Below are 24,737 nucleotides of genomic sequence, written 5' to 3'. Positions count from 1 at the left end.
TTACGTGTTTTTACGTTTCATAGCTTGTTCCAGATCGAGTCAAAATCGTCATCACTCATTGAAGGACTATTCTGGACGCTGCTACGGCGCTGTTGTGTTGCGCCAGCATTACGAAACTGAAACTGGCCGAAGCTACTGGTAGATGCCAGACGTTTGGTCAGCTGATAGCGACCTTGCTCTTCTTCAAATAGCAGTTCAACTTTGTTGCCTGTACGGAAGGGCATTCGCGGTAATAACAAGGTGGCTGGTTGTGCGATGGCTTTGATGGCAGGCAATAATAATGCACGCATAAGAGGGCCGTTTTCACCGGTTTTTTGTAGTAGTCGAGCGGCACCTACCTTGGCTCTTGGGGCTAATAGTTCAATTCCCAGCTGTGTGCCTTCATCGCGTAAATGGCGAATCCAGCGTATGACGCCAATGGACCAGTGCCTAACGCCGGTTTCCTGAATACCAATTAATTCACCCGCCTGGATGCTTGGAGGAACACTGCCATGCCAGTGCAGGCAATAACCACCCGGGCTGGAGTTCAGCAAGTTGACTTCATGCGATGGATACTTGGCATTAGCGTCATGAGCTTCCTGGTCCGCTTGTTTATGCTTGTTAATAAACTCAATGGCATCGATATTAATCGTGGGATTGTCAGCCAGTTTGCCGCCTCCGGCATCAAAAGCATCAGCCCAGACGTCATCATCACCAGAGTTAGTGTTGCTTGTTTTTTCGGGAGCGTTATCCACGGCTTTGGGTTTCATACGTGCCAGCATCAACTCAAACCCCGTCATATTGCCACTGTAATAGTGCGTAGCCGACAGACCAATACACAGTTTTAATTTGCCATCTGCAGGTGAGCGTCGGAATGAACGTTGCCAGTGAATTCCCCAAGACTGGATGGCATGGGATAACAGGTTATCGCTGAGTTTGCCCGGCACCGTGATGGTGTGATTGCCGCTAGGGTTCGCTGCCCATAACTTCAGCGCCTTGACCAGCTCAGCGGTATTGAGGCTTCTGAATAAAGGCTTCTGAGCATCACGAAGGTGCTGGCGGTATTGTCCGGGACGATCTCTGTGTAAATTGATCATGAATAACGCGGTTTCATCTTCAGCCTGAGTCAATCCAACGTACTCAGCCCATAACTCACTGGCATCATAGAGCTGAGCCAGGTCTTGTTGCCGCAGGTTGTTGGGCTTTGCCGTACCTAATAAATGGGCGCGGATAAAGATGTCTTTGATCGTTGAACTGGATAAAAACCGGGTTTGTCGATCACTGACCTTGTAGTTAGTTAGCCCGTGCATTTCAGCCAGCAGTAATAGCTGGTTCACTTCCAGCCAGGCATGTTCAGGTGGCTGGCAATACAGTTGAAAGGCTCTCAGGATGGTTTGGTTAGTGTCCGAAATGGCACGATGGATGGCCAGCGTCACAATTTTTGATGGCTTATCCGCTGGTGCCAAGCGGGCGATGCTATGGGCAACAACAAGCTTATAACCCGTTGCCAGATGACTCTGTAAAGCCTGGCTGAGATTGGCAATTTTCAGCTGTTTCTCGTTCAGAGAGATTGAAGACTGAAGAAAGTGTTTGTTCAGTAGCGTGCAGATTGAATAGATATACGGTCGCACAACTTCAAGAACTTTGAAACGCAAGAGTGGATCGGTATCCCACTGGTTCAGCTCGCGTATGGCATTGTATAAACGACGTGCCGATTCACCAGTATTGGCCATGGGCAGTTCTTTAGCCCATTTGGTAATACCGTCTACGGTTCCGTTACAAATGCTGGGCTGAGCCAGCGGGGTTGCCGGAATATGTAACTTAATTGGCGCTTTCGGGCTGTCCATGCGTTCCTACTGTTGATTATAAAACGAACGATCAGTCAATTTTAAAAATGTGAAGCCATCATAAGTATAGTCAATTTGTGGAATGTGCGTATCAGGTAGCGCAAATCATCACATTTAAAGGCGTAAATTGATGTAAAACGGTCGTGTTAATGTCCTTTTTATTTTTCAGCTTGAGACGTTGTTTCAATGATTGGGGTTTTATTCTTCATACCACCTTCTTCTCTGACCAGCCTGGGCACCAAGTAGCCCGGCATTGTCTCAAGCATCTGCTGGTGTAACTGTAACGCTTCCTGCTTATGCAGGTCAAAGTGTGCCGCTCCTGCCACGGGATCCAACAGGTGAAGGTAATAGGGTAAAACCCCAAATTCAAACAGTTGTTTATGCAGATCAGACAAAACACTGAGAGAATTATTAATACCTTTCAGTAAAACCGCTTGATTGAGTAATGTTACGCCAGATAATCGCAGTTTTTGCCAGAGTGCGCGATGCATATCGGTGAGTTCATTGGCATGGTTACAATGAAGTACCAGGCTGGTGTGCAAACGGCTGTGTTGTAGCAGTGAACACAGAGCGTCAGTAATCCTTTGTGGTATGACCACAGGCAGGCGGGAATGAATACGCAAACGTGTGACGTGCGGAATGGTTTCAATGGCCTGACACAGGTCAGCTAGGTGCTGGTCTTTCAGCATCAGTGGGTCGCCACCGCTGAGAATCACCTCCTCAATGGATGGGTCTTCCGCGACGTATTGTAAGGTTTCCTGCCATTGCTGGCGGCTGATGCGGTTATTGTCATAAGGAAAATGCCGCCGGAAACAATAGCGACAGTTGACAGCACAGCCTGATGCAGCCAATAACAATACCCGACCATGATACTTATGAATAATGCCTTGCTGAATATTGCTGTGTTTTTCTGCTAGCGGGTCAGTGACATAACCGGGCATGTTTTCCATTTCAACATCCAGCGGCAGCACCTGACGCAAGAGTGGGTCGTTGAGGTTGCCCTTTTCCATTAACTCCGCAAACGGCCGTGGCACCAGTGTTGGGAACTGATGGTGTGCTGATTGGCTGACGGGCAGAGCATCTCGGGGAATCTCCAGATATTCGAGTAACTCGTCCGCTCGCCGAAAAGCCCCTGCCAGCAGTTGTTGCCAATCTTGTGGCTCTACAGCAGCGCTGGTTCGGGTTATGATAGACACTTTGATACGACTTCCAAAAAGTAATCAGGTTTTAAAATGGCGAATTATTCTACCAACGAATTCAAATCAGGTCTTAAAGTAATGCTCGACGGAGACCCGTGCTCCATTGTTGAAAACGAGTATGTTAAGCCAGGCAAGGGCCAGGCATTTAACCGCGTGAAGCTGCGTAACCTGAAAAATGGTCGTGTATGGGAACGCACCTTCAAATCCGGTGAATCACTGGAAGGTGCAGACGTGATGGAATACGACATGGAATACCTGTACACCGATGGTGAGTTCTGGCATTTCATGGCAAAAGATGGTTCGTTTGAACAACACGGTGCTTCTGAAGAAGCATTAGGCGATACCATTAAGTGGTTAAAAGAACAGGAAACCTACGTGGTGACACTGTTTAACGGTGCGGTATTAACGGTTGCACCACCGAACTTTGTTGAGCTGGAAGTGACAGAAACAGACCCGGGCCTGAAAGGCGATACCGCTAACGGTGGTTCTAAGCCGGCAACGTTAACCACGGGTGCTGTGGTTAAGGTGCCGCTGTTTATTAACATTGGTGAAGTACTGCGTATTGATACCCGTTCTGGAGAGTATGTGGGGCGTGCATAAACGCAGGCCTGCTTTGCATGAGCAGTCAAGATAACGCTGCACAGCAATGGAAAAGGGAGCTTCGGCTCCCTTTCTTTTTGAATAATTGGCTTCAGAGAATAGGGTTATGACAGAAGATTGGTTACCCGGGGCATCGTTGCAGGCACTGCGACTGCGAGCAGAAGTGAATACCCAGATTCGGAACTTCTTTGCGGAGCAGGGGATAATGGAAGTTGAGACTCCTCTGTTGTGCCAGGCTCCGGTCACTGACCCGAATATTGAGCCGATAGCAGCGCAGGGACGTTATCTGCATACCTCACCGGAATATGCCATGAAACGCCTGTTATGTGCGGGAAGTGGTGATATTTATCAGCTCTGTAAAGTGTTCCGCCAAGGAGAAGCCGGGCAGCGACATAATCCGGAATTTACCATGTTGGAGTGGTACCGGGTGGGCTGGGATCATCATCAGCTGATGAAAGAAGTCGAACGCTTGTTGCAACTGTTGCTAGCAGAACACATTTCCCTGGAACCGGAAGCGCTCACCTTAAGTTATGCCGAAGCACTGCAACAATTTGCGGGTATTAATTGGCCCAATATTTCAGAAGCCCAACTTCGTGAGCAGGGTATTGCACTTGCTGGCTTTGATCTGGAGCTGAATCGTGATGGCTGGCTTGATGTGATTATGAGTCATCAGGTGGAACCGGCGTTACCCAAGGATAAGCTGGTCTTTATTCATAACTATCCAGCTTCTCAGGCAGCTCTGGCTAAAGTCAGCGGAGAGGGAAACAATGCCGTCGCACAACGTTTTGAGGTGTATTTAAACGGTGTGGAACTGGCGAATGGTTATCATGAGTTGACGGATGCTAAAGAACAGCGTCGTCGGTTTATGCAGGAAGCCAATGGTCGTGACATTGATGAACGTTTATTGGCGGCAATGGAGCAGGGTTTACCCGAGTGTGCAGGTGTGGCTATGGGCATTGATCGATTATTAATGCTGATGCTGGATGTCAGCATTGATGAGGTATTGAGCTTTTCCTGGTCGCGCGCTTGAGAACTAACTGCGCACGACGAGGAAGAGTTACTGAAAAAGAGAGTGTTACTCAAGCGTCATTGCAATGCTCTCACCCATACGCAGCGGAGAGCCTGCGTCTAGGGTTTCCTGCCAGTGCATTTTGCCTTTTTCGAAGCATAACACGACGGTTGATCCCAACAGGAAACGACCCATTTCTTCACCTTTTTCGATGGTAATTGGCTCAGGGCTTGGGTACGACGTAACACGTAGTTCGCGCTTCGGTGGAGTGACCAGTCCATGCCAAATCGTTTCAACAGCGGCCACAATCATTGCGCCAACCAATACCATCGCCATCTGACCCAGCTCGGTATCAAAAATGGCAACAACGCGTTCATTACGGGAAAACAGGCGCGGTACATTTTCGGCCGTTACTTGATTCACTGAGAATAAATCACCCGGTACATAAATCATCTCCCGCAGTGTGCCGGTAACCGGCATATGGACACGGTGATAATCCTTCGGAGATAAATAAATGGTAGAGAACTCACCACCCATAAATGGCGCAGCACGCTCGCTGTCACCACCTAATAATTCAATCAACGAATAATCCTGGCCTTTCGCCTGAAAAATACGACCATTTTCAATCGGGCCTAATTGCGAAACAGCGCCATCGGCTGGAGAGACAATCATATTGTCGCCGTTAGCAATAGGGCGCGCATCGTCTTTTAATTCGCGTGTAAAAAAATCATTAAAGCAACGAAAGTCTTCCGGCTTCTGGCGCTGGGCTTCATCCATATTCACATCAAACTGTTTGATGAAACCACGAATTAGCGGGTTTTTGATCCAGTCAATTTCGCTGGCTGCAACCGCACCAATACCGCGCGACAATAAGTGTTGTGGCACCAGGTACTGACTGGCAATAAATAATTTATCTTTTAATGAAGTGCTCAAGCTCAAATCCTCAAGGTTGCTCGCCAGTGGTGATTGGGGTGTTTTCGTCGTTACCCCATTCTGACCAGGAACCTGCATACGCTTTAATATTGAAGTTTAAAATTTTACCCACCAGATAGGTAAACCCGGAACGATGGTGAGTTTGGCAGTGGGTGACAATTTCTTTGTCTTGGTTAATGCCCATGCTGTTCAACAGCTCACGGAAGTCATTCAGAGGGTTAATGCGTAAACCGTCTTCCGGGTTCATGCCGCGGGTCCACTCGTAGTTGACGGCACCTGGAATATGACCGCCGCGAGCCGATACCACTTTTTCGCCTGTGTATTCTTTTTCTGAGCGGGCATCCCAGATAGCAAAATCCGCGTGCCCCAGACGAGTGATAATTTCTTCTTTGCTGAGTGCAAAACCCGGTTGTAACTGTGTGACGCGATAGTCTGATGCAGTGGGTACGTTGTTATCGGACTCGGTAGTCAGACCGTCTTTTAACCAAGCATGAATACCACCATTCAGGTAGCTATAACTGTGGTGGCCAATCATATCCAGTGCCCAAATAAGGCGACCAGCCCAGCCACCGCCTTCATCATCGTAAGCAATCACATGCGTATCGGCAGTCAGACCCAGTTCACTGAAAAGCGCCGACAGGTCTTTTAGAGAAGGTAGTGCGCCCGGCGTGGGTTTTTGTCCCAGTTGAAGGCGTTTAAAATCGAGGTGAATTGCCCCTGGAATATGGTGTTGCTGGTAAGTCTCCAGCTTGCTCTGGTCAATAATCAGCGTATTTGCTAACGGCAGCTGGTCAGCTAACTGTTGCGGTTCAATAAGCAGAGGAAGTGAGGCCATTGGGAATCTGTACAGGATGATGAATGTAATGATAGATAGTGTATCCGAGCCGGGCATTAATGTCAGTGAAGGGCCCGGCCGGATTAGCCAAAAATTGTCAGGAGCGGCGCTGTTGAGCGGTATGACTGCGCAGTTCGGCTAGGCTCTTACTGGCGGTTAAACACAGGTTTTTAAAAGCGACGTATTCGCTGTGTTCAACCACCTGTTGGCCGCTATCATTAAACGCTAACACCAGGCCGATCGGTTTATGGCCGGCATCAATCGACATGGTTACCCAGTGGGAGGGCAATATATCCTGAGTTGAACCCGGTAAGTGGCGCAGGAATTTATCGCGGTTTTCTGGTGTCAGGCTCAGGCTGGCCGGTTTCTCCAGCAGTTTGTTAAAAATATTGGGTTGGCGTAAATCAATTGCGACTTTGCGCAATGGATGTTGTTCTGGCAAATTTTCAGCATAAAACACTTTGAGCGCTGTTTTGTCTTTATTGAGTAAGGCAATGCAGGCACTCGACATTCCCAACCCCTGACAAATACCGCGTAAGACACCACGCATCAAATAATGCCAGTCACCAAAGCTGTCCGGTTGTTGCTGAAGTTGTGTCAGTAGTTTGTTGAGGTAGGCCTGATCCGGTTTGCGGGTAATTTGCACAACCTCAGTGGTTGGTTTGCCAATATTAATGGCTTCTTCAGGTGTGTCATCGGTGGCTGGTTTCTCAACTACTGCAGGAATCACCTTAGGGTAACTCTGACGAGTGGCGACCGGGCTGGCAAGCAACGCTAATCCGGTTGAAAGAGCATCATTCTGCTGGCGACTGACATTCAGCTGGATGATTCTTAAGTCGGCCGCGACTTGTGCCTGAGGTTTGCCTAACCAATGACTGGCCAGCACCAGCCAACGGCGTGCGTTGTTACTTTCCGGGGCGATATGCCAGTTCCAAGACAAGCCTGTCGCAATAATGGGGATCAGCTCGGGTTGTTGCAGGCGATGTAATAATTCACGCTGGTTATCAAAATCTCTGGGATCATAGCGACGTAATAACTTCCACTGTTTAGTGGTTAATCCTGCTTCTTTGCGGAAACAATCCACAGCCGCGGGTGGCAATCCCAATTGTTTAACTTGTCGCTGCCAGTTTTTCAGTTGATTGCCGCCAAAGCAGGTATTGATGGCGGCAAGAATGTCCTGCCCTTCGCTGAGGCAATACAACCAATTCTGCGCCAGGTCTTCGCTTAATAACCATTGCCATAATGGTGCACACACCATCAGGGTGTTCCAGCGAGCATAATCCGGACTGATATTGCCTCGTAACCTGGCCCAGTGCGCCGCCATTTCTGCTGCCATATCGGCACAATGTAATGCTCTTCGATAAAGCTGGTGCTGGCGTGAATCACTGTTGCTTTCAATCACAGGCAGGTGTTTGATCAAACGCACCAGCTCTTGCATTCCGAGCAATGATAAGCAGTTGGCAGCGCCTGAAATTTGCTCCCGGCAGCCAGGGTTCTGGCTGACGGCGGCAACCATCAGATTAAGGCAAAGTGCTGGGTCTCTTTCGACAACCGTCGCCAGATCATCAAAATTAACCTGATGGCTTTGCATTTTTTTGCGCACCCGATTGCGGGTTTCCGCCAGAATCGGAAAATTGCGCATGGCTGCAACGTCAGACCAGCGATTGCTGGGAGGGGGTACTACCGATAAGTGTGTCATGTCTCAGTTTGTATAACAGCGAATTGTGACCTTTACTTACTATAGTCTTGATTCTTGATCTCCGCTGAAGGTAATTGCCCTGAACGTGTCGGTAATGCCTCCAGAAGGTGTGTGTATCCCAAAGGATTGCCTGAATGCTGTTTCTGATTGGCGTATTTGTTGTATTTGGTAGTGTGCTGTATGGCTATGTGATGTCACATGGTCAGTTGTTAGCACTGTGGCAGCCATTTGAAATTCTGATCATTGTTGGCGCCGCTTTTGGTGCTTTTTTGTTATCGAACCCCTGGCATGTCATTAAAGGTTGTTTTGCTTTAACGCCGCAGATTATTTTGGGTAGCAAAGTGAATAAAGCCATGTACATGGATGTGCTGGGCCTGATTTATGACATTCTGAATAAAGCCCGCCGGGAAGGCATTATGGCAATTGAGGGGGATGTGGATAGTCCACAGTCCAGCGCTATTTTTTCCCGTTATCCGGCCATTCAATCGAATGTCGAGCTGGCCAATTTTATCGCCGATTATTTTCGCATTATCGCGGCCGGAAACCTGACGTCATTTGAACTGGAATCTCTGATGGATCAGGAAATTGAGGCGCGCCTGCATGAACTCGAACAACCCGGCATGGCGGTGGGCAAAGTGGCCGATGCATTGCCGGGTTTTGGTATTGTTGCCGCGGTGCTGGGTATTGTCATTACCATGGGGGCGATTGGTGGTGAAATTTCTGAAATTGGTAAACATGTTGCGGCGGCGTTAGTTGGTACCTTTTCCGGAGTTCTATTGTCTTACGGTTTTGCTGGCCCGGTCAGTGCCACCATGCGTCATATTGCCGAAGATGAAATCAAACTGTATGAAGCCGCTAAGGCATGTATTGTGGCTTCCTTAAATGGTGTGCCACCGCAACTGGCGGTCGAATTTGGCCGTAAAGCGCTCTTTACCCATGGCAGGCCAAGCTTTAATGAAGTTGAAAGTAAAATTCGTGGTCGCTGATGGAAAACTTAGGCCAACACCAGAACATTATTGTTCGCCGTTATAAAAAAGGAAAACATGAGGACCATGGTGGTGCCTGGAAAGTTGCCATGGCCGACTTTGCATTGGCCATGATGGCCTTGTTTCTGGTGTTGTGGGTAATTAACTCGTCCAACGAACAGGAAAAAGCAGCCATATCTGGTTATTTTCAGGACCCGAAAGCCTTCGAAGAAGGGAATAAGGTGCCCTCAGCCTATATTATTGATTTTGGCGGCTCGCCATCCACAGCAGACAATATTGCGGTTTCTGAAGTTATTGATCCGGAAAAAATCCTGCAGGCAGAAGAAATTGAAAACCTGGCAGATGCCATTGAGCAAAAACGCTTACAGGAAATGCAGGCCAAAATTGAAGCGCGTATTGAAGCCAGCCCAACGCTCAGTCCGTTTAAGAATCAGTTGTTACTGGACATCACCACGGAAGGGCTACGGCTGCAGATCGTTGATCAAACCAAGCGACCGATGTTTGATCCGGGCAGTGCCGACTTAAAATATTATTCGGAAGATATTTTATGGGAATTGGCTCCCGTATTAGCAACGCTGGAGCACCGCCTGTCGATTACCGGGCATACCGATTCTTCCAAAGCTGCTGGCGTGCGTGCAGAAGACGATGTTAATTGGAGTTTGTCTTCGATGCGTGCTGATTCTGCACGGCGTGCCTTGATGGAAGCCGGTGTTCCAAAATCGCAAATTGCTCAGGTAATTGGTATGGGCGATACGGCACCGTTAAAAGCCGATGATCCGGGTAATTCGGTCAACCGCCGTATCTCCATTACTATGTTGAATAAACAATCTGATGACAATATTCGTGGTCGTGCTGGTGCCGCAGACAATCCGGATATTGAGTTTATTAATGACGGTGAAGATAAAGCGGCTGATAACGATGATCGCAAACCCGTGATTAATAAAGCCGGATCATTGTTAGATGAGTTGCGCAAACAACGAGAAAGCAAAGAAAATACTTACGATAACCCACCGAACCGTGAAGAAATTTTCTGGTAATCGGCTTGTATTTCAGAGGCTGTTAATCCGCACTGACAGCGATCAGAGTTCTGTCAGTGTGGCTAAAATTCGTTTATAGCTATCGAATCGTAATTGGCTGATTTTACCTGACTCGACGGCCTCTAAAATGGCGCAGCCGGGTTCTTTTTCGTGTTTGCAGTCGCGGAAGCGGCAATAACCGGCCAGATCACGAATTTCACAAAATCCCTGCATCACCTCATCTTCTGACATATGCCATAAACCAAACTCACGAATTCCTGGCGAGTCAATTAAGTCGCCGCCGTCAGGAAAGTGATATAAACGTGCGGTGGTGGTGGTATGGCGTCCTTTTTTGGTGGCCGCCGATAATGCACCCACTTTTAATTCTTCTTCCGGTAACAGGGTATCAATTAAAGACGATTTACCGACGCCAGACTGACCAACAAAAACGCTAATGCGATCATTCAGGAATTGTTTAAATTCGCTCAGGCTGCTTTCCTGCTTGCTGCATACCCGTAAGGTGCGATAGCCCAGCTGCTCATAAGTGGTTAATAACTCATCGAAGCGCTGGCGGTTGGAGTCATTAATTAAATCGGTTTTATTTAACAGAATAATTGGCTCAATCCGGCAATTCTCTGCGGCCACCAGATAACGGTCAATCAGGTTGGCGTGAGCCTCAGGTTCAGGGGCAATCACCAGCACAATAAAATCGATATTGGCTGCGACGGGTTTGATTTCGTTATAAGGGTTTGGTCGGGATAATTCTGATGTTCTGTCAGTAACCGTTTCAACCACGCCGGTGCGTACTTTTTCATCATTAGAGGCATGATTGACTTCCGGGCCAGGGCGAAATACCACCCGATCACCCGTCACCAGAGAGCCTAAATTGGCACGCAAATAACAACGGTATTTCTGACGCTGACCGTCTTCAATCTCAACCTGGGTGCCGAAGTGTGCAATCACCTGACCATGACATTCATCGCCCAGTTCCCCCGCATTCAGCTGTTCAGCAATATCATTTTCTTTGCGTTCAGCCCGCTTCGCTTTTTCTTGCTGGATCTTTTCAACGCGCCAGGCCTGGCGTTTGGTCAGTTTGCGTTTTGCCATATTGGAGTGCTATCGCCGACTTCCGGATAGAGATGGTGAATGAGCAGGTATTGTCCGGGTTGGCTGACGACAGTGCAATAGCAAGCTGATAAACTGGCGCGCTTTCAATTCAAGGGCGTGCAAAAGGCGAATGCTTATGAGTCAAAAAGAAAATCTGGTGTGGATGGACCTGGAAATGACCGGGCTGGAGCCGGAGCAGGATGTCATCATCGAAATTGCCACCCTGGTTACCGATAAAGACCTGAACATCATTGCCGAAGGCCCAGTGCTGGCGATTCATCAGCCGGATGTATTGCTGGATGCGATGGATGAGTGGAATACCAAAACCCATGGTAACTCGGGTTTGACCCAGCGGGTTCGTGAAAGTCAGGTATCGGCACGTGATGCTGAGTTACAGACACTGGCGTTTTTACGTGAGCACGTTAAAGAGGGTTGCTCACCGTTATGCGGTAATAGTATTCATCAGGATCGCCGCTTCCTGGTGAAGTACATGCCAGAACTTGAAGCTTATATGCATTATCGCAATATTGATGTCAGCACAGTCAAAGAGCTGGCTAAGCGCTGGAAGCCGGAAGTTGTTTCTTCTTTTAAGAAGAAGGGGGCTCACCTGGCATTGGATGACATCAAAGAATCCATTGATGAAATGGCTCACTACCGCCGTACTCTCCTGTCTTTGTAGATACTGTCTTTGTAGATACTGTCTTTGTAGATACTGTCTTTGTAGATACTGTCTTTGTAATTGCCGTTTTTGTTGCTCCTTTTTAACTGCTTCTTCCTGATCGGACTTTGAATGGCGAAGTCCGATTGTTCCTCTACCAGCGATATTCATCGCAGATAATCGGATTTTATGCGCTTCGGCTGCGGATTTTTCACGGATATCGGGGGAAACTGAAAATTGTCAAAATGTAAAATTGTAATAAGAATCCTTTTTAATATAATCCAGTTGTCGTAAGTTAACAGTGGGTTATCAGAGTGTCCCGACCAAGTCTGAAAGAACAGCGTTACCAGCAAGTGATGGATGCTTATGAAACCTGTGTTGCTCGCCACGGTCTTGAAGGTGCTACGTTGGAGCGTATTGCAGATCAGGCTTGCCTGGCACGTCCTTTAATACGTCACAATGTTGGTAATCGTCGTGATCTTCTTCAGGGATTGATGAGGCGATTTGAGCAGCGCTGTGATGAATTCATCCGTTATTTACAAGACGCTGAAAATAATACGGATAGCACTGAACAATTTGTCACTGCGTTATTTCAACGTGATTGTGATACTGCACGATTGGCCTATTCCCTTGCGGCTTCAGCACAGGAAGATGAATCGATTGATGCTTTGTTAAAGCGTTGGGGTGAAATGCTCAAGCAGTTTCTGGTGGTTTATCTTAAGCGACATTATTTGGACGCTTCTGATGAAGCAATTAATGCGGTTGCTGTGGGCATCAGTGCTATCTATTCGAATGCGCAGATTTATCGTGCTATGAATGTCGAAGGTCTTAATGAGCGCTCTGGTCGGGCAGCTACCCGCTTGGTCGAATCCTTAGCACACACCTGACTGGTTCAGGTATATCCTATAAAAAACAGCCTGTGAAACGAATGTTTCCAGACTGTTTTTTATTATTGGCGCGCTTTCTTCGTAGACGCAGTTTTTATTACAGGCGATAGTTAGCCTGAAAAGATACACCCATTGCGTCTATTTCGTACTCACCTTTCAGGTTTTGTAATCCTTGTCTGTTGCCATCTAGATCGTAGCTGTACTCATCTACTTTAGATTTATCCATGAACATATACGCGGCACTTGCATCAAAACTCCAGTGTTTACTTAAGGTGTACGTCGCCCCTACTGTTAACCACTGGCGGTCATTATCTGGAACACGTGAAGCGCGATATTTGGGCTTAACAGGGGATTCATCAAAAGCATAACCTGTGCGTATGACCCAGTCTTGATTGACCAAGTACTCACCTCCGACAGAATATGAGATTGTATCGTGCCATTTCTGGACAAATCGACCTATGTAGTTTTCACCCAAACCAGCCAAGTCATCAATAACACCACTATCGGTAGCGATAATGTCAAAATTTTGGAATGAAGACCAATCTGTCCATGTAGCACCAGCCAACAGTTTCAGGCGGTCATCGTAGTCATGAGCGACACTGAAGGTAGCCGAGCGAGCACCAGTTAATGGTACTCGGGCGTCTTGTTTGGCAACTGTTCCGGTTGCTGGGTTGCCATTGGCATCCAGCAGTGTCGTGTCCTGGAATCCAGACTGTAGTGCGTTGATTAGTGTTTTATCAGCATTAACATCTGCTGGAACCAGTCTATTTAACTGCTCAGCATAAGCCATCACTCCTTCGGATTGCTTGAATTCGGCTTCACCCTCAAGGTCAAAGTCAACATCGGAGCGGTAGGCAAAGCCCAGCGTGGTGCTTGGCAATACATCCCACATCATGCCGAAGTTCCAGCCATAACCGACGTCCTCACCGGTTACTTCAAATTTATTCTCATAACCGCGGTAGTCTTCAGGGTTAATTTGTTGGCCAGCATCGGCGGCAGAATAAGCGGCTGATAATGGCACCAGATCCACTTCTGTGCTTAATAAACCTTTGGCGTAAACAATGTCGATACCGACACCAAATGAGAAGGTTTCTGTTAATTGATAGGAAAAACTTGGTTGAATATCAATGGTGGTTAACTGAGTTTCATCTGCGAGGCTTCCCTGTAGGGAGCCCTGAGCATAATTTGTATGAGTTGCGAATGGAGCAAAAACACCAATGCCAATCGCTGCTTTGTCATCTAACTTATGGACATAATAGCCAAAAGGAATAACGGCATTTGGTAAAAAATCACCGCCATCATTATAGGTACCGGCTTCACCATACGGTGTTTCAGGTGTAGCGGGCAGTGTGCTGGGAACGCCTGCGGCATCTGTTCTTACCCCCTCAAAACTGCCTTCGAGATGAAGATAGGAAAATCCAAAGCTCCCTTGAGAACGCTCAAGGCGACTCATGCCTGCCGGGTTAAAAAACACAACGGATGCATCGTCAGCTACTGCAGCGCTGCCAGCAAAAGCTCTGCCTGAACCACTGGTGGCCTGTTCATTAATTTTAAAACCCGATGCCATTGCCTGAGAGGCAAGCATAACCGCCACAGATAAGACTGAGGTTTGCTTCAACATAAGAGAGTCCTTGGAGATTATGATTTTAAGTTGACGGTGTAAACACACCGCAAAGGTCGGGAATTATGCCAGCTACTTTGCTTTAAAATGTAACAATTTGTGACATTTGTGTAACTTGGGGAAATGTAGTTGTGAAATTTTATCTTTATTGATGGCTTGAAAGTATGCTCTCAAGCAAGAAAGGTCTGAGGCTGGCACTGCACCAGCCTCAGAATAATAATCGGAGGTTTATTCGGCTTCGATGCCAACAATCACCCAGTTAGAACCTTCGACTGCGGTATCACGCTCCAGGTGCCAGGTATCAAAAATACCATCTTCGGATTTTTCCAGTTCATCCTTACATAAACCACGGAACAAAATGCTGATTTCGGCCACAGAACCAGTCTGATCGGCGCGGACGATCTCGGCGTTCAGATCCAGAATTTCCGTTTGTGGTGGCACCATCAGGCGTTCACGTTGTTGTTTTAAACCGGCAAACAGCGGGGCTGACACATATTCTTCGATCACTTCCAGATTACCATCGTTCCAGGCCTGTTGAACGGTGCGATAATGTTCCAGTGAACCCTGAACAAAGGCTTCGACATCAAACCCTTGTGGCAGATTTAAGGGCGTTTCGTCATGACTGCTGCCAGTATCAAACATCTGCGCGGCACCAGCTTTGGGGGGCATTTCAACACTTTGGCGTTGCATCGCTTGGCCAGTACCATTACTACTAACACCAGCGTGCGCAGGCTGGCGTTGACCTGCAGCCATCGAGCGGAAAATCTTCAACGCAATAAAGGCAACTGCCGCCAGCAGCAGAATATCCATAAACTGAATGCCTTCAAAGGCACCGCTGCCCAGCAGGTAAGCAAACAGGCCGCCAGCCAATAAACCACCTAACATGCCACCCATCAGGCCCCGGCCTTTTTGTGCTGGCTGGTTCTGGCCATTTTTCTGGTCTGCTTGTTTTTGAGGTTCCTGCTTTTTCTTGAAGAAAGGTGTGGTTTTGTGGCTTTTGCCAAAGCCTCCACCGCCAAAACGTTTGGCCTGGGCTTCACCAACAAAGGCGAAAACCAAACAAAGTGACGTTAATAGAGTCAGAAATGATTTCATTCGGTTATTCCAGTGCTATTTATCAGAGTGATTTTATGGGTTTTATTGTGGCGACAGAGTATATCATTGCTTTATTCATCAGGGGCTTTATTACTCTTGTTATGGCACTTGAGCGACGCGATACCCCTTGTTTTTTAATTGAGCTAATAAACCGTCCTGACCTGCCAGGTGTAAAGCGCCCACAAGGACAAGTTTAGGTTCTTGATGAGTTAATAAGGTTTCGATGCGAGGCATCCAGTTATTATTCCGCTCAACCAGTAAACTCTGATAAATTTTAGGGTAATCCTGCTGCATGGGTTTAATACCCAGAATATCCATGGTTTTGTCATCACCATCGCGCCACGCTTTACGCATACCGTCCATCATGCTTTCTAATTCTTTGGCGTCAGCTAAGGTTTGCTGAATCAGATTATCTTCGTTGCCGTCGGCCATATTCGCCAGAAAATGCAGCTGCTGGTTCGGGCTTTCCAGTTGGGTGGTCAGTTTGTTGTCGGCTTTGGCTTTGTTATAAAAATAATTATCCACACCTTCTGCGGTTAAACCGTATTTCTGCAGTTCCTGCACCACAATAATCAGGCTGATAAATTGTGGTTTAAAGGGCATAAAAGGGCGCAGGTCGATCTGATTTTGCTGGCAGTAATCACTGAGTTGCTGAAACGCTGTGTCCGATAAGGCGGTTTTGAGTGTTTCTCCGGCGGGTAATAAAAAGGCTTGCTGAAACTGCTGTTGAAACTCAGCACTTTCGAGCGCACTGATGTCGGTTTCAAATACCAGCCAGTTCACTTTCTGATAGGTATCTTCAAACTCAGCGGGTAATGGATAATCCGACTCCGCCAGCATATGAAACGTGCCGCCCAGATAAATATGCTTGTCGCCGTTGCTGACTTTCCATAGAGAGGTTTCGGCCAGTGTTGATAAACAAATAAGGGAAAAAATCAGGCTGAGTATCAGACGCATAGGGAAGTCCTTGTCAGGTAATAAAAAACGCCCAAGCAGCATACTGTTTGGGCGTTTTACTGTCACTCGAAAGCAACCAAGAATTTGCAATGGATATTTTTAGCCGCACCCATCGCAAGGCACATCCCTGTGCCTACGATGGGCCCGCAACGTCCTGTTGCTGCTTTTAAAAACATCCATCACAGATTCTTGCAGTTCTTACAGAATCCGCATACCAGGCTTGGCACCTTCATCTGGCTCCAGCAGCCAGATATCTTTACCGCCCGGACCGGCCGCCAGCACCATACCTTCTGACATACCAAACTTCATTTTGCGCGGTGCCAGGTTGGCAATCATCACTGTCAGGCTGCCGATCAGGTCTTCCGGCGCATAGGCGGATTTAATACCCGAAAAGACATTACGAACGTCGCCGTTACCAATATCCAGCGTTAACTGCAATAATTTATCGGCACCTTCAACGTGTTGTGCATTCAGGATTTTGGCAACACGTAAATCCACTTTGGCAAAATCATCAAACTGGATTTCCGGAGCGATAACTTCGTTACCGTCTTCTCTAAGCTCTGGACCTTTCTTGCGAGGCTTTTTCTCTTTTTTAGCCGGCTTTTTCTCAGCGGCTTTGGCGCCTGCTTTAGCATCAGTTGCAACAGGTGCTTCGCCGTTTTCTTTGGCTAGCTCAGTTTTGGTTTCTTCCAGAATGGCTTCAACCTTTTCCATCTCAGCGCGGCTCAGCATCGGCTTAAATTTATTAATCTCATGGCCCAGCAGAATGTCACGACGAGCATCCCAATCCAGTGATTCCAAATTCAGGAAGGCCTGAGTTTTTTCAGCGATTTCCGGCAGAACCGGCGCCAGATACGTCACCAGTTGGCGGAACAGGTTGATGGCAACGGAGCATACTTCCAGTACTTCCTGCTCGCGACCTTCTTCTTTATTCATTGCCCAAGGTTGTTTGGCTTGAATGTATTCATTGGCGCGGTCAGCAAGGGTCATGATTTCTTTCATGGCTTTGCCAAATTCGCGCTGTTCGTACATTTCCGCAATCACGTCACCGCGATCAATAAAGCTTTGTACCATTTCCTGTTCGACACAGGTGTCACTCAGCTTGCCGCCGGACTTTTTAACAAAGTTGGCGGTACGGCTGGCGATATTCACCAACTTGTTCACCAGGTCGGTATTGACACGCTGTACGAAGTCTTCCAGGTTCAGGTCAAAATCATCTACGCTGGCACTCAGTTTGGCGGCGAAGTAATAACGCAGGTACGTCGGGTTTAAATGATTCAGGAAGGTACGGGCCTTAATAAAAGTGCCGCGTGACTTCGACATTTTTGCACCATTTACCGTCACAAACCCGTGAGCATTAACGGCTGTTGGTGTGCGGTATTCAGCAGCCGTAAGCATAGATGGCCAGAACAGCGCGTGGAAGTTGATGATGTCTTTGCCGATAAAGTGATAAACCTCAGCATCTGAGCCGGGTTTCCAGTATTCGTCAAAGTCTAAATCGTCACGACGGTCACACAGGTTTTTGAAACTGGCCATATAACCGATCGGCGCATCCAGCCAAACATAGAAATATTTGCCTGGTGCATCCGGAATCTCAAAGCCGAAGTAAGGGGCATCACGGCTGATGTCCCATTCCTGCAAACCAGCATCCAGCCATTCAGCCAGCTTGTTCGCAACTTCATCCTGTAATGTGCCAGAACGAGTCCACTCTTTCAGGAAGCCTTCAAAGTCTGGCAACTTGAAGAAGTAGTGCTCCGATTCTTTTTCAACCGGTGTGGCACCTGAGATGGTCGAGAATGGATTCTTTAATTCGCCTGGTGTGTAGGTTGCGCCACAGCTTTCACAATTGTCACCGTATTGGTCTTCGGTGCCACATTTCGGGCATTCGCCTTTGACATAGCGATCCGCCAGAAACAGCTCTTTCACCGGATCGTATAGCTGCTTAATGCTGCGCACATTGATATGACCTTTGTCGCGGCAAGCTTTATAAATAGCGGCGCTCAGTTCGCGGTTTTCGTCCGAGTGGGTCGAGTGGAAGTTATCAAATGCTACCTGAAAATCAGCGAAGTCAGCTTCGTGTTCGGCTTTAACCCGGGCAATTTGTTCTTCCGGGCTGATGCCTTCTTTTTCAGCACGCAGCATGATTGCAGTACCGTGAGCATCATCGGCACAGACGTAGGTACATTGATGGCCACGGGCTTTCTGGAAGCGAACCCAGATATCCGTCTGGATGTATTCCAGCAGATGGCCTAAATGAATGGAGCCGTTGGCATACGGCAAGGCACTGGTGACCAGAATTTTACGGCTGTTCGTTGCGTGATCTGTCATGGAACTCGTTCTGCGCGCTAAAAATAAAGGGCGACATTGTACGAGCGACAGCGCTTGCAGTAAACAAAGTACGAGTTAGTCTGAAGACGTCGTAGCCGGTTATTCGGCTACGACGGGTTCACTGCCCGGTACGACGGTAACGCGGGCGGTGCGAATGGTGTTGTCTTTGATTTGCAGAATTTCGATGCGGTAATGGTCAATCACCAGGCAAACTTGAGTGTCGGGGATGTGCTCAAGTGCTTCCACGATCAGACCGCTGATGGTTTTTGGGCCATCCGTTGGTAATGCCCACTGTAATGCCTTATTGACGTCACGTACAAAGGCTGTGCCATCGATGATAAAGCTGCCGTCTTCCTGCGGGTGTACATCGGGCGAGCTTGTGGTAGCCACGTCGGTGGTGAATTCACCAACGATTTCCTCAAGAATGTCTTCCAGCGTACAGATGCCCTGAACATCACCGTATTCATTGACCACCAGAGCCATACGACGCTGATTTTTCTGGAAGTTGAATAGCTGAGTATGCAGCGGGGTACTTTCAGGAATGAAATACGGCTCACGAATGACTTTTTCCAGTTCCTCTTTCAGATATTCACCGGAGGCGAGAAAGCGACTGATATTCCGGGTATGAAGAATTCCGACTACTTCATTAATCTCACCGCGATAGACCGGCATTCGCGTGTGCTGGGTGGTGCGCAGTTGCTGTTGAATGGTCGACAGATCATCATCCAGGTCGATACCAAACACTTCGGTACGCGGCACCATAATGTCATTCACCGTCATTTTTTCCAGATCAAGAATACTGATCAGCATATGCTGGTGGCGCTGAGGAATCATAGAGCCTGCTTCTCGCACTACGGTGCGTAACTCTTCAGTGGATAAATTATCCGGCGTTGGGTTATTCACATCGACCCGGATCAGCTTTAACAAACCATTGGCGATGGTATTCACTAACCACACAAACGGGTACAGCAACCACTGTAACCCGGCCAGGACTCTGGAGGCTGGAAAGGCAATTTTCTCTGGCGCGATGGCCGCCAGGGTTTTAGGGGTTAGTTCGGCAAAAATCAGCACCACTAAGGTGAATAAGATAGTGTTTACAAACACCGCCAAATCGGGATTATCCGGCCATAAGCGTTGACTGATGATGGTGGCCAGCGCGGCCGCTGCAAAGTTCACCAGGTTGTTACCCGTCAGGATGGTACCAATCAGGCGGTCTGGTTTTTCCAACAATTTTGCTGCTCGTTGTGCGCCTTTGTGTTTGTTTTTCACCAGGTGACGCAGGCGATAACGGTTGAGCGACATCATGCCGGTTTCAGAGCTGGAGAAAAATCCGGAAAAAACAATCAGAAGTGCCAGTATGCTGAACAGCACACTTAAGGGGACGTCGTTCAAGACGGGTTCCTGTGGTTAATAATCAAAATAAGGATGCGCTCATCATAGGCAGGAGGTGTGTGGTGTCAATGGCTTGGAGTAATTCGTCAGGAAGCACTTCAAAGAAACCTTACTTTTCAGCCGCCGCTCAGAAGGCACATCCCTGTGCCTACTGAGCTACCGCAACATCCTGTTGCTGCTTTGAAAAGCAAGGAGTCTTTTCGTTTCAGCCCTTGTCCAGCAAAACCTCGACGACAAACTTAGAGCCAAAATACGACAAAATCAGAAAGCCGGTGCCAATGATGGTCCAGCGGCTGGCAATCACACCCCGCCAACCAAAGCGATAACGCCCAAATAACAGGGTAGCAAAGACCAGCCAGCCAATCACTGCAAACACCACTTTGTGAATCAGGAATTGCGCTTTTAGATCAATCACACTCGGGAAACCAATCACAAACGAGGCAGTTAGCAAAAACATGCCTAGCCAGATCATTTCAAACAACAGCAAATCCATAGTCTGCAAAGGTGGAAGATTCTGCACCAGCCCACGGAAATGATGCTTTCTCAGGCTCTGATCCTGTAAATACAGCAGCACTGATTGCACCGCAGCAATGGTAAAAACACTGTAAGCCAGAATGGCTAACAGGATATGCCAGGCCAGGCCATAATTGATGTCTTTTAAAGGTACGTGCTGATCAGAAAAAGCGGCAAAAATCAGGATTATCGCTGCCATCGGCAACAGGCCAATCAACAGATTATCGATGGGTTTTTTCCAGCTGGAAAACAGCAATAGTAGTGTGATGACCCAGCTGATCAATGAACCCACTTCAAATAATGCGAAGTTGATATATTGGCCGCCCAGAATATCGCGGCCGAGATAGCCCAGGTGCAGCAGTGCAGCGACCATGGCGGCAGAAAGTACTAAGCCGCGGTTGGCCGGTTGTTTACCGGCTACCGTTAACCATTGGCGCAAGGCACTAAACAGATAAAAACCGGCGGCGGGTAACGCCAGTGACAACCCTGACATACGATGTCCTCTTTGACTTTGCCGCGGTTCCTGATGAAGACAATGAACAGCAAGGCAAAGATAGTCAGTCTGTAAAACGATTGAGTGTCGCACTTTTTATTGTCGAAATCATCATCTTGCCACGGTTTTAACGCCAGGAGTGTTGGGGAAAAAGCCTGCCTCAGGCTATACTGGCGGCAATTTTTATCTGTTTCAGAGTCATTGACGATGTTTGAGAGTCTTACCGATCGCCTGGGCGGTGCGTTAAAAAGTATCACCGGCCAGGCCAAGTTAACCGAAGAGAACATTAAAGGCACGATGCGCGAAGTGCGTATGGCGCTGTTAGAAGCCGATGTGGCGCTGCCGGTGGTGAAAGAATTCACCAATCAGGTAAAAGAGCGTGCGATTGGTGCTGATGTATTGCAAAGCCTGAATCCGGGCCAGGCGTTTCTGAAGATTGTTCATGATGAACTGCAGAGCGTTATGGGTTCCTCCAATGAGAGCCTGAATCTGGCAGCTCAGCCGCCGGTTGTGGTGCTGATGGCCGGTTTGCAGGGTGCTGGTAAAACCACCACGGTGGGTAAACTGGCCAAATACCTGGCTGAACGCGAAAAGAAAAAAGTGATGGTGGTGTCGGCTGATGTTTACCGTCCGGCGGCGATCAAACAGCTGGAAACGCTAGCCAATGAAGTCGGTGCGTTATTCCACCCGTCTTCTGTTGAAGAAAAGCCGATTGCTATTGCCAACGCTGCTATTGATGCGGCTAAACGTGCTCAGGCAGATGTACTGTTAGTCGATACCGCCGGTCGTTTAGCGGTAGACGATGAAATGATGGCTGAAATTCAGCAGTTGCATGCAGCCATCACACCAACCGAAACCCTGTTCGTGGTCGATGCCATGACAGGTCAGGATGCGGCGAATACCGCCAAAGCCTTTAATGATGCGTTACCACTGACGGGTGTGGTTCTGACCAAAGCTGATGGTGATGCCCGTGGCGGTGCGGCGTTATCGGTACGCCAGATTACCGGCAAACCAATCAAATTTATGGGCATGGGTGAAAAGACCGATGCACTGGAGCCTTTCCACCCGGATCGTGTGGCTTCCCGTATTCTCGATATGGGTGACATTCTTACTCTGATCGAAGAAGCTGAACGTAAGATTGATAAGAGCAAAGCCGATAAGCTGGCGAAGAAGATCCAGAAAGGTAAAGGCTTCGATCTGGAAGACTTCCTGGATCAGATTCAGCAGATGAAAAACATGGGTGGCCTCACCGGTATGCTGGATAAGTTACCGGGTATGGGCAACTTAGGTGGCATGACAAAACAAACCGATGCCGCCGAAAAGCAGTTTAAGCAGATGGAATCCATCATCTTCTCAATGACGCCGGATGAACGTCGATTTCCGGATAAGATCAATGGTTCGCGCAAAAAACGTATTGCCAACGGCTCCGGCACCCAGATTCAGGATATTAACCGTCTGCTGAAGCAACATAAGCAGATGCAGAAGATGATGAAGAAAGTCACAGCCAAAGGTGGTATGCGTAAAATGATGCGTGCCATGGGATCGATGGGCGGCCCTGGAGGCATGGGTGGTCCAGGTGGTATGGGCGGTGGTGGAATGCCACCGGGTGGCATGCCGCCAATGATGCGTTAAACTGATTACAATCTTATTTGCTTGAATTGAGAAAAAGGCCCGCTGAATGACAGTGAGGCCTTTTTGTTATCCTGTTATGCTAATTGTTTTCCACAGCTACCTGGCGTTTGTCTCAAAGGAGCCAGAATTATATGGATAGAGCCACCCGGCGTTTAACCGCTGCCGTTCTTATATATCTTGTAGGCATCATTGCGGTAGCCTTTATCAGCTACATGTTGGAACGCCAGCGTTATTTGGAAGACATTGATGCCCGTCTGTATGCCGCCGCCAGTAACCTGCCAACGTTATTACCGGGCGATTTTCACGATATTGCCCGTACAGCGGATGCAATCACCCCCGAGCAGGATAGTCATAACCTTGAGTTGTTAACTCAGCACGCCAAAACCGCCGATATGACCTACATCTACAGCTATGTGATGGTCGACGGTGAAATCTATTTTACGACCTGTAACTACACCGAAGCGGATGTCAAAAATGATCAGGTCGTCACCTATTGGACAGACTACCCGGAAGGTGCACAAAAATATTATGACGCCATGTATGCGACGGAACCGGTATATGTGACTGCTGGTGACCGTTGGGGCTTGTTCCGTACCATTTTATTACCATTGAAATCACCTGGCGGTTTGCCTTATGTGGCAGCCGCTGATATGGACATTACGGTAATTGAACAGGCGCTAATTGATGACATGTTGTATGTGTTTGGCTTTAGCCTGTTATTGGCCTTTATCGTCGCCCCCTTAATTTGGGCCTATCATAAAACACATTCGGAGATGAACACCGAGCTACGAGGATTAAATCATCAGCTTCAGGATGATATTCATCAGGCAAAAATTCTTGAAAAAGAGCTGAAACAAGCGACTCAAATTGCCGAAGACGCCAGTAAGGTCAAAAGTCAGTTTTTATCGAATATGAGCCACGAGCTGCGTACGCCGATTAATGGTGTTCTTGGCGTGAATCAGCTGCTGCTGGAAACAGATCTGGATGAAGAACAGCGTGAGTTTACCGAGCTATCGGCACATAGCGCTCAGATTCTGTTGGATACGGTGAATCAAATTCTTGATACCGCGGCAATTGAAGCTAACGGTTTGGTGTTACGCCCGGAAGTCATCGATACCCAGATATTTTTTAATAACCTGAGTAAGATGTTCAGTGCTCAGGCGGCGGCCAAAAAATTGGATGTAGTTATTTATTTAGACGAAAGCATTCCTCAGCATCTTGAGTTTGATGCTGTACGCTTGCGTCAGGTCTTTATTAACCTGATTGCCAATGCATTAAAGTTCACTAGTATCGGCGGTGTTTCGGTGAGTGTTCATTGGCGGAATGGCGAGTTGAGTGCAGAAGTTCGTGATACCGGCATTGGTATTCCACCGGAGGCCCAGCAATCTGTTTTTGAAATATTTCATCAGATTGATAACTCCCACTCGCGGCAACATGACGGTAATGGCCTCGGTCTTTCCATTGCTCAGAAAATTTGTGAGTTAATGAGCGGTCGTCTGTGCCTGGAGCATTCCAGCCCGGAAGGGTCTTTATTTTCATTTTCGGTGAAAACACCGGCCGTCAGCCATGACACCATTCCCCGGCTTCCGCTTTCTGAAAACAGTTCTGTGTTGTGTGTGACACAATCGGTTTTATTAAAAGACTGGTTTGAAAAAGAAGGTCAGGGAAATATTCAGGTTCTTGCCTCAACCGAAATACTACCGTTAAGTGAGGCGAAATATCTGTTGGTTGATCAGGAAATACCAGGCATTGATTGGTCAGATCTGATTCATCGTTGCCAGCAGTCATCCGTTAAATTGGTTGGTCTGATGTTTGCGGGTCAGCACCTGGATAAAGGAATAGAACAACATGTGCAGTTGATGCGTAAACCGTTAACCCGGCAGCAGCTGGCCACTATAATTGAATAACATTGCCTAGCATTGACTTATAACACTATTGGAATATTGATCCT

Annotated in this window: 20 protein-coding genes; 8 read left to right on the top strand and 12 right to left on the bottom strand. The window is 47.9% G+C overall.

Annotation, left to right across the window (positions count from 1 at the left end; all coding sequences use genetic code 11):
- Positions 1–17: 17 nt before the first annotated feature.
- Both KFF03_RS13460 and epmB read right to left on the bottom strand, forming a co-directional pair.
- Positions 18–1,826: a GTPase gene (locus tag KFF03_RS13460; protein ID WP_255857443.1), complete on the bottom strand. Its 1,809-nt coding sequence runs from the start codon at positions 1,824–1,826 to the stop codon at positions 18–20.
- A 158-nt stretch (positions 1,827–1,984) separates the two neighbouring features.
- Entirely contained in the window at positions 1,985–3,022 is a 1,038-nt protein-coding gene (gene epmB, locus KFF03_RS13455) for an EF-P beta-lysylation protein EpmB (RefSeq protein WP_255857442.1), read from the bottom strand.
- Between the two features lie 36 nt (positions 3,023–3,058).
- Here epmB and efp point away from each other — a divergent pair, with 36 nt between their 5' ends.
- Positions 3,059–3,625 carry an elongation factor P gene (gene efp / locus KFF03_RS13450; protein ID WP_255857441.1) on the top strand — a complete coding sequence of 189 codons (567 nt, stop codon included), beginning with the start codon at positions 3,059–3,061 and terminating at the stop codon, positions 3,623–3,625.
- 106 nt (positions 3,626–3,731) lie between these two features.
- Positions 3,732–4,655: an EF-P lysine aminoacylase EpmA gene (epmA, locus tag KFF03_RS13445; RefSeq protein ID WP_255857440.1), complete on the top strand. Its 924-nt coding sequence runs from the start codon at positions 3,732–3,734 to the stop codon at positions 4,653–4,655.
- Between the two features lie 45 nt (positions 4,656–4,700).
- On the opposite strand, the gene asd is transcribed toward epmA, so the two are convergent.
- The 3 genes from asd to KFF03_RS13430 all read right to left on the bottom strand — a co-directional run bounded on the left by asd (position 4,701) and on the right by KFF03_RS13430 (position 8,101).
- The gene (asd, locus tag KFF03_RS13440; RefSeq protein ID WP_255857439.1) at positions 4,701–5,567 is read right to left on the bottom strand and encodes an archaetidylserine decarboxylase; all 867 of its coding nucleotides are present in this window, start codon (positions 5,565–5,567) and stop codon (positions 4,701–4,703) included.
- A gap of 10 nt (positions 5,568–5,577) precedes the next feature.
- On the bottom strand, positions 5,578–6,402 hold the full coding sequence (locus tag KFF03_RS13435; RefSeq protein WP_255857438.1) for a sulfurtransferase: 825 nt from the start codon (positions 6,400–6,402) through the stop codon (positions 5,578–5,580).
- A 97-nt stretch (positions 6,403–6,499) separates the two neighbouring features.
- The gene (locus tag KFF03_RS13430) at positions 6,500–8,101 is read right to left on the bottom strand and encodes an HDOD domain-containing protein (protein ID WP_255857437.1); all 1,602 of its coding nucleotides are present in this window, start codon (positions 8,099–8,101) and stop codon (positions 6,500–6,502) included.
- A gap of 134 nt (positions 8,102–8,235) precedes the next feature.
- Between KFF03_RS13430 and motA the strand changes: the two genes are divergently transcribed.
- Positions 8,236–9,087, top strand: coding sequence for a flagellar motor stator protein MotA (gene motA / locus KFF03_RS13425; RefSeq protein ID WP_255857436.1), 852 nt, complete (start codon positions 8,236–8,238; stop codon positions 9,085–9,087).
- Complete coding sequence (gene motB, locus KFF03_RS13420; RefSeq protein WP_255857435.1) at positions 9,087–10,124, top strand: flagellar motor protein MotB; 1,038 nt, start codon at positions 9,087–9,089, stop codon at positions 10,122–10,124. Before motA ends, motB begins: the two co-directional genes overlap by 1 nt.
- A 42-nt stretch (positions 10,125–10,166) precedes the next feature.
- Here the strand turns inward: motB and rsgA are convergent, their stop codons facing one another.
- Positions 10,167–11,210 carry a small ribosomal subunit biogenesis GTPase RsgA gene (gene rsgA / locus KFF03_RS13415; RefSeq protein ID WP_255857434.1) on the bottom strand — a complete coding sequence of 348 codons (1,044 nt, stop codon included), beginning with the start codon at positions 11,208–11,210 and terminating at the stop codon, positions 10,167–10,169.
- Positions 11,211–11,346: 136 nt separating this feature from the next.
- Here rsgA and orn point away from each other — a divergent pair, with 136 nt between their 5' ends.
- Positions 11,347–11,889 carry an oligoribonuclease gene (orn, locus tag KFF03_RS13410; RefSeq protein ID WP_255857433.1) on the top strand — a complete coding sequence of 181 codons (543 nt, stop codon included), beginning with the start codon at positions 11,347–11,349 and terminating at the stop codon, positions 11,887–11,889.
- Positions 11,890–12,182: 293 nt separating this feature from the next.
- Complete coding sequence (locus KFF03_RS13405; protein WP_255857432.1) at positions 12,183–12,755, top strand: TetR/AcrR family transcriptional regulator; 573 nt, start codon at positions 12,183–12,185, stop codon at positions 12,753–12,755.
- A 97-nt stretch (positions 12,756–12,852) separates the two neighbouring features.
- Here the strand turns inward: KFF03_RS13405 and KFF03_RS13400 are convergent, their stop codons facing one another.
- The 6 genes from KFF03_RS13400 to KFF03_RS13375 all read right to left on the bottom strand — a co-directional run bounded on the left by KFF03_RS13400 (position 12,853) and on the right by KFF03_RS13375 (position 21,154).
- A complete protein-coding gene (locus KFF03_RS13400) occupies positions 12,853–14,376 on the bottom strand; it encodes an OmpP1/FadL family transporter (RefSeq protein WP_255857431.1) in 1,524 nt (507 codons plus the stop codon).
- 228 nt (positions 14,377–14,604) lie between these two features.
- Positions 14,605–15,471 (bottom strand): Tim44 domain-containing protein, encoded by an 867-nt coding sequence (locus KFF03_RS13395; protein WP_255857430.1) that lies wholly within the window; start codon positions 15,469–15,471, stop codon positions 14,605–14,607.
- Positions 15,472–15,570: 99 nt separating this feature from the next.
- Positions 15,571–16,428 (bottom strand): TraB/GumN family protein, encoded by an 858-nt coding sequence (locus KFF03_RS13390; RefSeq protein ID WP_255857429.1) that lies wholly within the window; start codon positions 16,426–16,428, stop codon positions 15,571–15,573.
- A gap of 198 nt (positions 16,429–16,626) precedes the next feature.
- Positions 16,627–18,756 carry a methionine--tRNA ligase gene (gene metG / locus KFF03_RS13385; RefSeq protein WP_255857428.1) on the bottom strand — a complete coding sequence of 710 codons (2,130 nt, stop codon included), beginning with the start codon at positions 18,754–18,756 and terminating at the stop codon, positions 16,627–16,629.
- A gap of 99 nt (positions 18,757–18,855) precedes the next feature.
- Positions 18,856–20,148 (bottom strand): HlyC/CorC family transporter, encoded by a 1,293-nt coding sequence (locus tag KFF03_RS13380; protein WP_255857427.1) that lies wholly within the window; start codon positions 20,146–20,148, stop codon positions 18,856–18,858.
- A gap of 205 nt (positions 20,149–20,353) precedes the next feature.
- On the bottom strand, positions 20,354–21,154 hold the full coding sequence (locus KFF03_RS13375) for an inner membrane protein YpjD (protein ID WP_255857426.1): 801 nt from the start codon (positions 21,152–21,154) through the stop codon (positions 20,354–20,356).
- A gap of 207 nt (positions 21,155–21,361) precedes the next feature.
- Here KFF03_RS13375 and ffh point away from each other — a divergent pair, with 207 nt between their 5' ends.
- Positions 21,362–22,786 (top strand): signal recognition particle protein, encoded by a 1,425-nt coding sequence (ffh, locus tag KFF03_RS13370; RefSeq protein ID WP_255857425.1) that lies wholly within the window; start codon positions 21,362–21,364, stop codon positions 22,784–22,786.
- A gap of 131 nt (positions 22,787–22,917) precedes the next feature.
- Positions 22,918–24,693, top strand: a complete 1,776-nt coding sequence (locus tag KFF03_RS13365; RefSeq protein ID WP_255857424.1) for a HAMP domain-containing sensor histidine kinase — start codon at positions 22,918–22,920, stop codon at positions 24,691–24,693.
- The last annotated feature ends 44 nt before the right edge of the window (positions 24,694–24,737 follow it).

Origin of the sequence: Bacterioplanoides sp. SCSIO 12839 (assembly GCF_024397975.1) — a bacterium.
Taxonomy (GTDB): domain Bacteria; phylum Pseudomonadota; class Gammaproteobacteria; order Pseudomonadales; family Oceanobacteraceae; genus Bacterioplanoides.
This window is presented reverse-complemented; position numbering and strand designations above follow the sequence as displayed.